This is a genomic window from Rhizobium sp. 0TCS1.26 (assembly GCF_050455525.1).
Taxonomy (GTDB): domain Bacteria; phylum Pseudomonadota; class Alphaproteobacteria; order Rhizobiales; family Rhizobiaceae; genus Neorhizobium.
Genome location: NZ_JBCIYV010000002.1, coordinates 854,403 through 867,209, shown reverse-complemented (window position 1 = coordinate 867,209; position 12,807 = coordinate 854,403). Strand labels below are relative to the sequence as shown.

General features: G+C 63.6%; 13 protein-coding genes. All 13 read left to right on the top strand.

Annotation, left to right across the window (positions count from 1 at the left end):
• Positions 1-663 precede the first annotated feature (663 nt).
• The 13 genes from AAIH46_RS11410 to visR all read left to right on the top strand — a co-directional run bounded on the left by AAIH46_RS11410 (position 664) and on the right by visR (position 12,733).
• Complete coding sequence (locus AAIH46_RS11410) at positions 664-2,292, top strand: globin-coupled sensor protein (RefSeq protein ID WP_430305977.1); 1,629 nt, start codon at positions 664-666, stop codon at positions 2,290-2,292.
• A gap of 96 nt (positions 2,293-2,388) precedes the next feature.
• The gene (locus AAIH46_RS11405; RefSeq protein WP_430306545.1) at positions 2,389-2,688 is read left to right on the top strand and encodes an STAS domain-containing protein; all 300 of its coding nucleotides are present in this window, start codon (positions 2,389-2,391) and stop codon (positions 2,686-2,688) included.
• Positions 2,685-3,050, top strand: coding sequence for a chemotaxis response regulator CheY1 (gene cheY1 / locus AAIH46_RS11400; protein ID WP_430305976.1), 366 nt, complete (start codon positions 2,685-2,687; stop codon positions 3,048-3,050). The genes AAIH46_RS11405 and cheY1 overlap by 4 nt, the downstream gene beginning before the upstream one ends.
• A gap of 16 nt (positions 3,051-3,066) precedes the next feature.
• Positions 3,067-5,349: a chemotaxis protein CheA gene (locus AAIH46_RS11395; protein ID WP_430305975.1), complete on the top strand. Its 2,283-nt coding sequence runs from the start codon at positions 3,067-3,069 to the stop codon at positions 5,347-5,349.
• 4 nt (positions 5,350-5,353) lie between these two features.
• On the top strand, positions 5,354-5,821 hold the full coding sequence (locus AAIH46_RS11390; protein ID WP_430305974.1) for a chemotaxis protein CheW: 468 nt from the start codon (positions 5,354-5,356) through the stop codon (positions 5,819-5,821).
• On the top strand, positions 5,818-6,726 hold the full coding sequence (gene cheR, locus AAIH46_RS11385) for a protein-glutamate O-methyltransferase CheR (RefSeq protein WP_430305973.1): 909 nt from the start codon (positions 5,818-5,820) through the stop codon (positions 6,724-6,726). Before AAIH46_RS11390 ends, cheR begins: the two co-directional genes overlap by 4 nt.
• Positions 6,723-7,760 (top strand): protein-glutamate O-methylesterase CheB, encoded by a 1,038-nt coding sequence (cheB, locus tag AAIH46_RS11380; RefSeq protein WP_430305972.1) that lies wholly within the window; start codon positions 6,723-6,725, stop codon positions 7,758-7,760. The genes cheR and cheB overlap by 4 nt, the downstream gene beginning before the upstream one ends.
• The gene (locus AAIH46_RS11375) at positions 7,761-8,150 is read left to right on the top strand and encodes a response regulator (protein WP_430305971.1); all 390 of its coding nucleotides are present in this window, start codon (positions 7,761-7,763) and stop codon (positions 8,148-8,150) included.
• Positions 8,147-8,701: a chemoreceptor glutamine deamidase CheD gene (cheD, locus tag AAIH46_RS11370; protein WP_430305970.1), complete on the top strand. Its 555-nt coding sequence runs from the start codon at positions 8,147-8,149 to the stop codon at positions 8,699-8,701. The genes AAIH46_RS11375 and cheD overlap by 4 nt, the downstream gene beginning before the upstream one ends.
• Positions 8,702-8,712: 11 nt before the next feature.
• Positions 8,713-9,102 (top strand): hypothetical protein, encoded by a 390-nt coding sequence (locus AAIH46_RS11365; protein ID WP_430305969.1) that lies wholly within the window; start codon positions 8,713-8,715, stop codon positions 9,100-9,102.
• Positions 9,103-9,266: 164 nt separating this feature from the next.
• Positions 9,267-10,961 carry a flagellar basal-body MS-ring/collar protein FliF gene (gene fliF / locus AAIH46_RS11360; RefSeq protein ID WP_430305968.1) on the top strand — a complete coding sequence of 565 codons (1,695 nt, stop codon included), beginning with the start codon at positions 9,267-9,269 and terminating at the stop codon, positions 10,959-10,961.
• Positions 10,962-11,236: 275 nt separating this feature from the next.
• On the top strand, positions 11,237-11,974 hold the full coding sequence (gene visN / locus AAIH46_RS11355; protein ID WP_430305967.1) for a transcriptional regulator VisN: 738 nt from the start codon (positions 11,237-11,239) through the stop codon (positions 11,972-11,974).
• A gap of 9 nt (positions 11,975-11,983) precedes the next feature.
• The gene (gene visR, locus AAIH46_RS11350; protein WP_430305966.1) at positions 11,984-12,733 is read left to right on the top strand and encodes a transcriptional regulator VisR; all 750 of its coding nucleotides are present in this window, start codon (positions 11,984-11,986) and stop codon (positions 12,731-12,733) included.
• The last annotated feature ends 74 nt before the right edge of the window (positions 12,734-12,807 follow it).

Genomic DNA, 12,807 nt, shown 5'->3' with positions numbered 1-12,807 from the left:
CGGCAACGATTATTCGACCATGAAGCCGCTGGCTACTCCTCTCGCTTCAACTTGGACGAAAGTGCGGCGCGCAACAACCGCCTCGGTCTGTGAACCTGCGCCGGAACGCCTTGTGGCCCACGAAACGCGCGCGATGACGGGCCGGGCGGCCTGGGTCGGGGTCGACGTGAAGAGGTTCTCAGAGACGGGAAATGGGCCGTCGAGGGTTGCCGGGCAGCGGGTGGCCCGCGTGCTGTGCAAATTGGCGACATCTGGCACGCCCGACGCCTTCCTGAAGCGTTTGCCATTAACCTCTGGGCAACGAATTAACCATACAACTATCGCACACACGGCGAAATGGGTTGATCCGCAAGGGCCGCCCGCAAGGCATGAAGCCGCTCCGTCGTACCGGTTCCGGCCCGGTATCTCTTCCATGACATTCCAGGATGGCGTCTGGCGCCTGTCCAATCGAACGCAAGCTGCGCAGCCCTTGCCGCACCGATTGCTCACGCGTGGAGATGCCAACCGTCCTGGCGCCAAGAGTGCCTGCCGGCTGAACACCCTCAAGCCGCCTGGCCTCGCAGGCTTTGCAATGTCGCGACCTGTCGGGATCATCAGCCCGCGGAGCGCGTCGAGAAGGTTCACGCCGATCCCCCAAAGGTCGGTCATCATTGAGGACGGGCCTTGGCTCACGAAACCGCAACGGATCAAGCGCGAAAGGCCCAGGCCGGCAGCCTGCGCGAGCGGCTTGCCTTCGCCGGCCTCGATGCCGAAAGCTGCGAACTGCTGCGCCGTTTCCGGCCGGCGCTCGAGGAGCGTCTGCGCGAAGGTCTGCGCGACTTCTTCCATCGCCTGCAGACATCGCCCGATGCCATGCGCCACTTCGACAGCGATCTGCAACTGCAGCGGCTGCACGATCTGCAGGCCTCGCACTGGAGCGTGCTGACCGACGCGCGGTTCGACGCACTCTACGCCGAACGTGTGAAGGTGCTGTCGGATGCCGAGAGCCGCATGGGTCTCGACCCGCGCTGGCATATCGCCGGCCATGCGGTCATGCTCGAAAATCTGATTTCCGGACTGCTCGACGAGCTGACATCCCGGTCGCTTCTGCCGGCCGGCCGCAAGAAGGAGCGCGAACTTTCCGATGCGGTGCGGTCCGTCATCCGGCTGGTGATGGTCGACGTCGAGATTGCCGTGTCGCTGCGCATCAACGAACTGCGCCTAAAGCATCAGCGGGCGCTCGCAGCCCAGCGCGAACACGATCATGCGCAGGCGAACGACCTGTTCGGGCCGATCGCCGCGTCGCTCTGCGACCGGGACCTGACCGCCCGTATCTCCGACGATCGCCCGGACATCTACGCGGAACTATCGGCGCTGCTCAATCAGGCGCTGGAGGCGATGTCGGCATCGTTGCAGACCGCCTCAGACAGGATCATCGATGCAGAAAGGCTGGCGGAAACGCTGGCTGTATCGAGCCGTCAGGTCGCGGCAGAGGTAGAACAGCAGGCGGTCGACGTTACGGCCGCCGCCGCCGATGTCTCCGAACTGGCAGCCCTGGTCGGTGCCAGCGCCGCTCAGGCGGCTGGCGCGGAAACGGCCGTGGCCGGCGCCCGCCGGTCGGCCGAGGAAAGCGGCGAGGTCGTCGGACGGGCGATCAGCGCCATGGCCGACATCGAGGAGTCCGCCGAAAAGATCGGCCAGATCATCGGGGTCATCGACGAGATCGCCTTCCAGACCAACCTCCTGGCACTGAACGCCGGTATCGAGGCGGCGCGTGCCGGCGATAGCGGTCGGGGCTTTGCCGTCGTCGCCCAGGAAGTGCGGGCGCTCGCGCAGCGCTCGGCCGAGGCGGCGCGCGAAATCAAGCAGCTCGTCACCGGCACCAAGAGCCAGGTCGATGCGGGCGTGAAGATGGTCCATCGCACCCAGCAGGCGATCGGCGGCATCGTCGACCAGGTCGCCGGCATCAACACCACCATCGCCGACATCGCCAGGGCGACCAGCGATCAGGCGGGATCGCTTGCCCGCGTTGCAGGCGAGATCCGCATGCTGGACCAGCGCATGGCAGACAGTGCCCGCAAGGCGCGCCAGCTGGGCGAGGGGGGCGACGAACTGCAGACGGTCGTTCTGGAGCTTGGCCGCACCGTTCGCGAGTTCCGCATCGAGCGCGAGACGAGGAACGCCGGCCGTCTCTGGCAGGCGAAGTCCAAGGTGGCGGAAGACAAGCAGATGACGGATTTCCAGGACCTGGAGGAATTCCAGGCTTCCGGATCGGTCTTCATGGCGCCCCAGCTCGCCGTCGGGGGACGGTAGGCGCGGCACCCGGTGCTCCCGGTGGGGGCGAAGAAAACACGGATCGACGCAGCGCTCGCCGCGCGATCACCAAGGCTAGAGACGGGGATTGAAGGAATGGCAAGCAGGAAAGCAGAAACGGGAAGCCTGAAGCTGGTTTCGGTGCTGGACCTCAACGAGGCCTCGGTACTGCACGGCCAGCTGGGCACCCTCAGGGGGAAGGACCTGGCGATCGATGCCTCGGGCGTCGAACGCGTCGGCGTTCAATGTGTGCAAGTGCTGATGGCGGCTGCCAACGCCTGGGAGGAGGACAAGAAGAAATTCGTGTTCGAGAAAGCCTCGGACGCCTTCCGCAAGACCACCCAGCTGATTGGCATCAACATCGAACATCTGCTCGCTAAGGAGACCGCACAGTGAAGAAGAGAATCCTGACCGTCGACGATTCACGGACCATCCGGAACATGCTTCTGGTGACCCTGAACAATGCCGGCTTCGAAACCATCCAGGCCGAGGACGGCGTCGAGGGTCTCGAAGTGCTGGAAGAGTGCAATCCCGACGTCATCGTCACGGACATCAACATGCCGCGCCTCGACGGCTTCGGCTTTATCGAGGGTGTTCGCCGCAACGAGCGCTACCGCGCCGTTCCGATCCTCGTGCTGACGACGGAAAGCGATGCGGAAAAGAAGAACCGCGCGCGCCAGGCCGGGGCGACCGGCTGGATCGTCAAGCCTTTCGATCCGGCAAAACTGATCGATGCGATCGAACGCGTAACCGCCTGAACCGGGAATTCCTGCGATGGATATGAATGAAATCAAAGAGATCTTCTTTCAGGAATGCGAGGAGCAGCTCGCTGAACTGGAAGCCGGTCTTCTCAAGCTGAATGATGGAGATCGCGACCCGGAAACGGTGAACGCCGTCTTCCGTGCCGTGCATTCGATCAAGGGCGGTGCCGGCGCATTCGGGCTTGATGACCTGGTTTCGTTCGCCCACGTGTTCGAGACGACGCTTGATTGCGTGCGCTCCAACAAGCTGGAACCGTCGCAGGACGTTCTGAAGGTGATGCTGAAGTCTGCCGACATCCTGGCGGACCTCGTCACCTGCTCGCGCGATGGCGGAAGCGTCGACGAGAGCCGCAGCCGCGGTCTCGTCAAGGAACTCGAGGCGCTGGCGCGCGGCGAGATCCCGTCCGGCGGCGCAGCGATCGAGACATCCAAGCCCGCTCCGGCAAAGGCTGCAGCGCCCGCCGAGGCTCCGCCACCGACCGATGACAGCGGCTTCCAGCCGATCCCCTTCACCTTCGATGATTTCGGCAGCGATGAGCCGCAGGCCGCGAGCTCGACCTTCGAGGTGCTGTTCAAGCCGCGTCGCGAGCTCTACTCCAAGGGCAACGAAGCGGCCCTGCTGCTGCGCGACCTCTCGCGCGTCGGCGACATGAGCATCAACTGCGACATGGACACGCTGCCGGCCTTCGACAAGATGGATCCGGAAGAGGCCTATTTCGGCTGGACCATCCAGGTGAAGACGGACAAGGGCGAGCAGGATATCCGCAGCATCTTCGAATTTGCCGAATGGGATTGCGATCTCGACGTCAAGGTGCCGGACACCGCCGAAGAACTGCCGATGATCCCCGTGCCGTTCGATCTGTCGGCGCTCGACGAGGACGAGGGTGCGGCCGCAGTGCCGTCGTCGGCAAGTGCCGCCGCAAGCCTCGCGGTCGATGCCGTTTCAGCCGCTGAGACGGCCTCCAACGTCAGCAAGCTTGCCGCCGTTGCCGCGCGCGTTGAGAAGAAGGAAAGCCAGGCCGCTGCGGCCGCCGCAGCCGCGAATGCCAACGCTGCCGCCAACAACAGCGCCGGCCAGACCATCCGCGTCGACCTCGACCGTGTCGACCGCCTCATCAACCTCGTCGGCGAGCTGGTCATCAACCAGGCCATGCTGTCGCAGAGCGTCATCGAGAATGATGCGACGGGCACGTCTTCGATCAACATGGGCCTCGAGGAGCTGCAGCAGCTCACCCGCGAGATCCAGGATTCGGTCATGGCGATCCGCGCCCAGCCGGTCAAGCCGGTCTTCCAGCGGATGTCGCGCATCGTTCGCGAAGTCGCAGACATGGTCGGCAAGTCGATCCGCCTGATCACTGAAGGCGAAAACACCGAAGTCGACAAGACGGTCATCGACAAGCTGGCCGAGCCGCTGACCCACATGATCCGCAATGCCGTCGACCACGGCATCGAAAGCCCCGAAAAGCGCGAGGCCGCCGGCAAGAACCCGGAAGGCACCGTCAAGCTGACGGCCAAGCACCGGTCGGGCCGCATCGTCATCGAACTGGTCGACGACGGCGCCGGCATCAATCGCGAGCGGGTGCGCCAGAAGGCGATCGACAATGACCTGATCGCGGCCGATGCCAACCTCACCGACGAAGAGATCGACAACCTGATCTTCATGCCGGGCTTCTCCACCGCCGACAAGATCTCCGACATTTCCGGCCGTGGCGTCGGCATGGACGTGGTCAAGCGGTCGATCCAGGCGCTCGGCGGCCGCATCTCGATCTCCTCGCGCCCCGGCCAAGGTTCGACCTTCACCATGAGCCTGCCGCTGACGCTTGCCGTCCTCGACGGCATGGTCGTTACCGTCGCGGGCCAGACGCTGGTCGTTCCGCTGACGGCGATCGTCGAAACCCTGCAGCCGGAAGCGTCGGCCGTGCATTCCTTCGGCGCCAACCAGCGGCTGATCTCGATCCGCAATTCCTTCTGCCCGCTCGTCGATGTCGGCCGCATCCTGAACTTCCGCGCCACCCAGGCCAACCCGGTCGAGGGCGTCGCGCTGCTGGTGGAATCCGAAGGTGGCGGCCAGCGGGCTCTGATGGTCGATGCCATCCAGGGTCAGCGCCAGGTGGTCATCAAGTCGCTTGAAGCCAACTACACGCATGTTCCGGGCATTGCCGCTGCAACCATCCTCGGTGATGGCCGCGTGGCGCTCATCCTCGACGTCGATGCGGTGGTCGCCGCTTCGCGGGGCCAGTCGCTCCGTCAGGATGGCGCGATGAAGGCGGACATGCCGCTGGCAGCGACGGGCTGAGCCGATGTCCTATGCCGCCAAAAATCTTGTTCAGGGTAGCCGGGAGCTCATCGCCTTCCGCATCGGCGATCAGGAATTTTGCGTCGACATCATGTCGGTCCGGGAGATCCGCGGCTGGACGAAGGCGACGATGCTGCCGCATTCGCCGTCCTACGTCATGGGCGTCATCAATCTGCGCGGCGTCGTGCTGCCGATCATGGATCTCTCCGCCCGGCTCGGCATCGGCCGTACCGAGGCATCGGAGCGGCACGTCATTATCGTCACGCAGGTCAAGACCCGCATCGTCGGCCTGCTGGTCGAGGCGGTGTCGGACATCCTGACCGTCACCGATGACAACATCCAGCCGGTCCCCGAGATCTCCTCGGATCTGGAGCGGCAGTTCGCCCGCGGCATCCTCGCTATCGACAAGCGCATGATCTGCCTGATCGAGCTTACGGCATTGATCTCCGACACGGAAAGTGAAGCCGCATGAAGGCTCTTGGCAATCTCGATGTGAAGCAGTCCCCGGACGAGGTGCTGGCCAGTGGTGAATACCCGCTGACCCGCCGCGACCTGACGGAAATCGCCGCGATGATCTACGCGGACGCGGGCATCTACCTCAACGACAGCAAGGCGTCGCTCGTCTATTCGCGGCTCTCCAAGCACATCCGCAATCTCGGCCTGCGCGGCTTTCGCGAATATTGCGCGCTCGTGTCGTCGCCGGAGGGTGCGCCTGCCCGGCGCGAGATGCTGTCGCATCTGACGACGAATTTTACCCGCTTCTTCCGCGAGAACCACCACTTCGAGCACCTGCGCGACGAGGTTTTGCCGGGCCTGATCGCGCGGGCCAAGAGCGGTGGCCGGGTGCGCATCTGGTCGGCCGCCTCCTCTGACGGTCAGGAACCCTATTCGATCGCGCTGACGGTGATGTCGTTGCTGCCCAACGCCGCCGACTACGACTTCCGCATCCTCGCAACCGACATCGACCCGAAGATCCTGGCTCTCGCGCGGGCTGGCATCTACGACGAGAACGCGTTGGAGACGGTCAACCCGTCGATGCGCAAGCAGTACTTCCGCGAGGTCGATGCCGGCGGCCGTCGCAAGTTCCAGATCGACGACAAGGTCAAGAAGCTGATCACCTACAACGAGCTGAACCTGATGGCCCAGTGGCCGTTCAAGGGCAAGTTCGACGTCATCTTCTGCCGCAACGTGGTGATCTACTTCGATGAGCCCACCCAGATGAAGATCTGGTCCCGCTTCGCCTCGCTGTTTCCCGAGGGCGGTCATCTGTACATCGGTCACTCGGAGCGCGTCAGTGGCGATGCAAAGAATGCCTTCGATAACATCGGCATAACCACCTACCGCTATACTGGCAAAAACGCGGGGAGGAAGTCATGACCGTACCGGCACGTGTTCTTGTCGTAGACGACTCGCCGACCATGCGAGGCCTGATCACCGCTGTCCTGAATTCCGATCCTGGCGTCAGCGTCATCGGCCAGGCCGGCGATGCCATGGAAGCCCGCGCGGCGATCAAGCAGCTCAATCCCGATGTCGTCACCCTCGATATCGAAATGCCCAACATGAACGGGCTGGAGTTCCTCGAAAAGATCATGCGGCTGCGGCCGATGCCGGTGATCATGGTGTCGACGATGACGCACCAGGGTGCCAATGCGACGCTTGCAGCCCTCGAGATCGGCGCCTTCGACTGTGTCAGCAAGCCGGTACCTGGCGATGCCCGTCCGTTCGGAGATCTGGCGGAGAAGGTCAAGGCGGCGGCGCGGTCCAAGCGCGGCCGGGTGGCGGCAACCGTGCCGGTGACGGCACCGGCGGCCGAATATCGCGTCGGCCGCAAGGTGGTCGCCATCGGTTCTTCCACCGGCGGCGTCGAGGCCCTCATTGCCGTTTTGCAGAAATTTCCGCCGAATTGCCCGCCGACGGTGATCACGCAACACATGCCGTCGACATTTACCAAAAGTTTTGCGGAAAGGCTTAATCGTATTTGCGCTCCTGTAGTCCAGGAAGCCACCGACGGGGCTAGACTTGAGATTGGCCGCATCTATCTAGCCCCCGGTGGTGACAGGCACCTGCAGGTCGTCAATCCGTCCGCGCCTTGCTGCCGGCTTGTCGAGCGAGACCCCGTCAACGGCCATCGGCCGTCGGTGGATGTGCTCTTCGACTCGGTGGCGGAACTTGCCGGCCGCAACGCGGTCGGCGTGATCCTCACCGGCATGGGCCGTGATGGTGCGTCCGGTCTGCTGAAGATGCGAAGTGCAGGGGCACGGACCATCGGTCAGAACGAGAAGACATGCGTCGTCTATGGCATGCCGCGGGTGGCGCATGACATAGGGGCGGTCGAGCTGCAGCTGCCGCTCGGCGCCATCGGAGATGAAATTTTGAAATTAACCGCTGCCCGAAAAGAAGGTACCGAATAAATGTCTCTCGCTGAAAAAATCAAAGTTCTGATCGTCGACGATCAGGTGACCAGCCGGTTGCTGCTCAGCGACGCCCTGACACAGCTCGGCTTCAAGCAGATCACGTCCGCAGGCGATGGCGAGCAGGGCATGAAGATCATGGCCGAGCAGCCGCATCACCTGGTGATTTCGGACTTCAACATGCCGAAGATGGACGGCCTGGGCCTGCTGCAGGCGGTGCGCACCAACCCGAACACCAAGAAGGCCGCCTTCATCATCCTGACGGCGCAGGGCGACCGCGCGCTGGTACAGAAGGCAGCCCAGCTTGGCGCCAACAACGTCCTGGCCAAGCCGTTCACGATCGAGAAGATGAAGGCTGCGATCGAGGCGGTTTTCGGAGCCCTTAAATGATCCACCCGGCCGCAGCCAAGCGGATGAACATCATCCAGGGCGAGTACAAGGTTACGGATGATCCCGAGGCCGTCATAACGACGATCCTCGGATCCTGCGTCGCTGCGTGCCTGCGGGATCCGGTGGCCGGGGTCGGCGGAATGAACCATTTCCTGCTGCCGGGCAATGGCCCGGGCGGCACGTCGGGCGGCGACATGTCGCGCTACGGCGTGCATCTCATGGAATTGCTGATCAACGGCATCCTGAAGCGCGGCGGGCGGCGTGAGCGCCTGGAGGCGAAGGTCTTCGGTGGCGCCAAGACGATTGCCAGTTTCTCCAATGTCGGCGAGCAGAATGCGGCCTTTGCCATGCAGTTCCTGAGGGACGAGGGCATATCCGTGGTCGGCTCCTCAACGGGTGGCGAATTCGGCCGGAAACTCGAATACTGGCCTGTCAGCGGCCGCGCACGTGCATATCCCCTGACCGGCGCGGAAACGCAAAAGACGGTGGCCCTGGAGCAGCGTCCGGCCCGTCCCGCCAAGCCGGTCGAAAGTTCGATCGAATTTTTCTAGTCGAGGAAGCAATGTCCGTCATGTCCGTGCAGTCCCCCGCTTGCCTCGAAGAGAAGTTGCCTGAAGTTCTGACACGGATCGTGGCGGAACTATATGACGTGGCTTACCTCATCGAGAGGGTGGAGCCGCAATTGCTCGACCTCGGCAAGACCAGTGTTCTAGGCTCGCCGGACAGCATGAAAGTCCTGCAGGGGATCGACCTTGCAGTGCAAAAGACCCGCGGTCTTGCAGAATTCATCGACACCCTCGCCGGGACCATCCCCGAGCACTGGACGGTTGATGTGTCGACGGCGCTCGCCCTCGTCAAGCTTGCCGACATGCACCGGGCGCTCAGCGCCGGCATGATCCAGCCGGCAGCAGTGCCGCTTGCCAAGGCAGCCGGTGACCTCGACTTCTTCTGATCGGCCGCCACAGTCGAGAGCTTCTCACCCCCACCCCCACCCCCACCCCCACCCCCACCGCCGCCGCGCCTCCACCGTCCTCACGCGAAACGCTCGCACAAGCTTCGCGCTCTAGTTTGGAGCCGGGCAAAGAGCTCTTTATCCAGTGACGGTGCGGGAACAGAATGAATCTGTTGGCTCAATTCAATCAAGTTATGAGAAATCTTGGGGCGCTTGGGCAAACCAAGCTGCTGGCGCTTGCGGGTGTCGGCGTTCTGTCGATGGCGATCGTCATCGCCGCGGCCCTGATGGTGAACAAGCCATCCTACGAGACGCTGTACGTCGGTCTCGAGACCTCCGACCTCAACCAGGTCAGCATCGCGCTGGCGGAAGCCGGCATCGACTTCCAGACGGGCCAGGACGGCACGAGCCTGCAGGTCCCGGTCGGCATGACCAGCAAGGCCCGGCTGATGCTGGCCGAACGCGGCCTGCCGAACAGCGCCAACGCCGGCTACGAACTCTTCGACAATGTCGGTTCGCTCGGCCTCACTTCCTTCATGCAGGAAGTCACCCGCGTCCGCGCGCTTGAAGGCGAAATCGGCCGTTCCATCCAGCAGATCAGCGGCATCGCCGCCGCCCGCGTCCACATCGTCATGCCGGATGTCGGCAACTTCCGCCGCGCCGGCCAGAAGCCCACCTCCTCGGTGATGATCCGTGCCAGCAGCGAGGCGGGCCGCAAGGCTGCCGCATCGATCCGCCACCTGGTCGCCTCCGCCGTTCCCGGCCTCGATGTCGAGGACGTCACCATTCTCGATTCGACCGGTCAGCTGCTCGCCTCCGGCGACGAAGCCGGAAACAGTGCCCTGAACCGCTCGATGAACACCCTGCAGACGGTGCAGAAGGAAATCGAAAGCAATATCGACAAGGCGCTCGCCCCGTTCCTCGGCATGGACAACTTCCGCTCCAGCGCCACGGCGTCCATCAACACCGACAGCCAGCAGATCCAGGAGACGGTCTACGATCCGGAATCGCGCGTCGAACGCTCGGTAAAGGTCACCAAGGAAGCCCAGAAGTCGCAGCAGCGCCAGCCCGACTCGGCAGCGACGGTGGAGCAGAACGTTCCCCAGGCAGCCCCTGAGGGCGGTGGCGGCAATACGCCTGAATCGTCGGATCAGTCCGACAAGAAGGAAGAGCAGACCAACTACGAGATCAACTCGAAGACGACCGCAACGACGCGCAACAGCTACCGCATCGAAAAGCTTTCGATCGCCGTCGTCGTCAACCGTGGCCGGATCGCCAAGATGGTCGGCGAGCCAGTCGACCAGCAGAAGATCGACGCCTACCTCGCCGAGATGCAGAAGATCGTCGCGACAGCTGCCGGCGTTAATCCGGACCGCGGCGACGTGGTGACCCTGACGGCCATGGATTTCCTCGAAGCGCAGCTGCTCGAAGAATCCGCCGGCTCCGGCCCTGGCATGGGCGAAGTGCTGACCCGCAACCTCGGCGGTATCATCAACTCGCTCGCCTTCGTCCTCGTCGCTTTCCTCGTCGTCTGGTTCGGCCTCCGCCCGGTCATCCGCAACATGACGGGCTCCGGTGCCGCGACAGAAGCTGCCGGCGAAGCTGCCGGCCTGGAACTTCCGGACTTCTCGCCGGCGGGCGGCAACCCGGCACTCGTCGATGGCTTCGGCTCGGATTTCGGTTCGGACTTCGGCTTCGACGGCTCGAGCGACCTGTTCGGCGGCGAAGAGGATCCGAACGGCGGCTTCAACCGCCGCGTCAAGGAAGGTCCGGAAAAGCGCCTGTCCCGGATGGTCGAGCTCTCGGAAGAGCGGGCCGCGAAGATCCTGCGCAAATGGGCGGTCGATCGGGCCGCCTGACATACCGCACAATCAGGACGACGAAGGCCGCCTCCGGGCGGCCTTTTCGGTTGTGTGGCGTACAAAAGCGGCAGCGGCGCTTGACCGGACCCCAGCAGCCTGTAGGAAATGTAGCGAGGTCATGGCAATTCCAAGGCTACCGCCTAGAATGGCGGTGATTCGGGGTGGGCTGAACGTGATCATGACTGGTCATAGCCGCGCTCCGGCGACGACGAAACGACGGGACCCGAGGGTGGCGGGTCGCGGTGCGCCCACCTTCAAAGGAGAGTGGCAGAATGGACGTCCGGGGCGCTGAGTTCGCATCCGAAGGCCGGCATTTCATCGAGCCAGATGCCGCCAGGCCGGTCTTGCGCGAAAAGTTCCTCCGTCGTCTGACGATCACCGGGACCTCCAACAACATCCCCGCCGCCATGCGGCTCCTGACCGACTATGTCGGCGCCTCCCACTATCTGCTTGCCCGATACGATCTGGTTCAGGAGCAGGGGCTTGACTCGATCGTCGCCTCCAACTGGCCGTTCGATCTCGTCCGCCGGCTCGGTACTGACCTGTCGCGCGGCTACTCCCGCTCCACCGAGATCGAGAAGTGTCTCGCCATCCTGACGCCGCAGTTCGCGCTGCTGCCGGACGACGTGGATCTGCCGGAAGATGTCAGCCGCCAGTACTGTTCGCTGACCTTCTGCGCCGGCCGCACCCGCTACTCGATCATGCTGCTGTTCCTCGAGGGGCTCATCCTGTCGCAGGACCGGCTGCGTGAGGTTGGCCTGCTCGCCGGCTACGTGCTCAGCCTCGGGGAGACGCGGGAAGCCCGTCCGGACCGCGACTTCGAGCTGACGGATCGCGAGCTCGAATGCCTATTCTGGATTGCCGAGGGCAAGACCAGCGACGAGATTGCCGTCATCCTCGGCATCTCGCGCAACACCATCAACAACTACATCACCAGCGTCATGCGCAAGACCGCGACGAAGACAAGATCCGAAGCAATCGCATACGCGGTGCGCAACAACCTGGTGTAGGGCGAGACCATGGCCTCTTGGCATACGGCGTTGAGGAACGATGCGGACAGCGGATCGCCGTATGGCGCCGGTTCGCGTGCGTCCAGTCGCTCGGACATCTTCCCGAAGCTGGTGACGATGCAGAAGACGCTGCACGCGCGCAACTTCGCCGTCCTTCGAATTTCCGGTGCCGGCCTTCCGAACAAGCGCAAGCTGATCTGCGAACTCGACAACTGGGGCGCGCTGGCCTCCGAGCACAGCAATGCGCTCATCGAAGCCTACGGCGATGCCTTCATCCACCATATCGACCTGTCGCTGTTGCCGATGACATGGCAGAGCAGCGATGCCGAAGCCCGGAGCGGCGGCGGTGAGACGGTGCCGCTGGTGCGCAAGCTGGAGGCTAGCAGCCTTGGCTTTTCCGGCATCGCCTTCCCGGTCCGTCTGGGGGCGCTCGGCAACGGCTATGTCGCCTTCTCCGGCGGCCCGGTGAACATCGCCAGCGAGATCGTCATCGACCAGCACGTCCGAAGCTTCCATATCATGATGGATCTTCTGGCCCTCGACGAGCGGCGCACTCTTCCTTCGGAGACGCTGAGCGAACGGGAGATTGCCTGCCTCCAGCTGGCCGGCGACGGTCAGATCAGCGAAGAGATTGCCGAGCGGCTCGGGCTCTCGGTGCACACCGTCAACGCCTATCTCGGTTCAGCCACCATCAAGATGGACGCCGTCAACCGCATCCAGGCGATCGCCAAGGCGATCCGCCTCGGCTACATTCACTGACAACTGGTCTTTACTAGCCGCATCGGCCGAGCCTTGCCTTCGCGCCGAGGCTCGGTCGGCGCCCTATGCTGTCC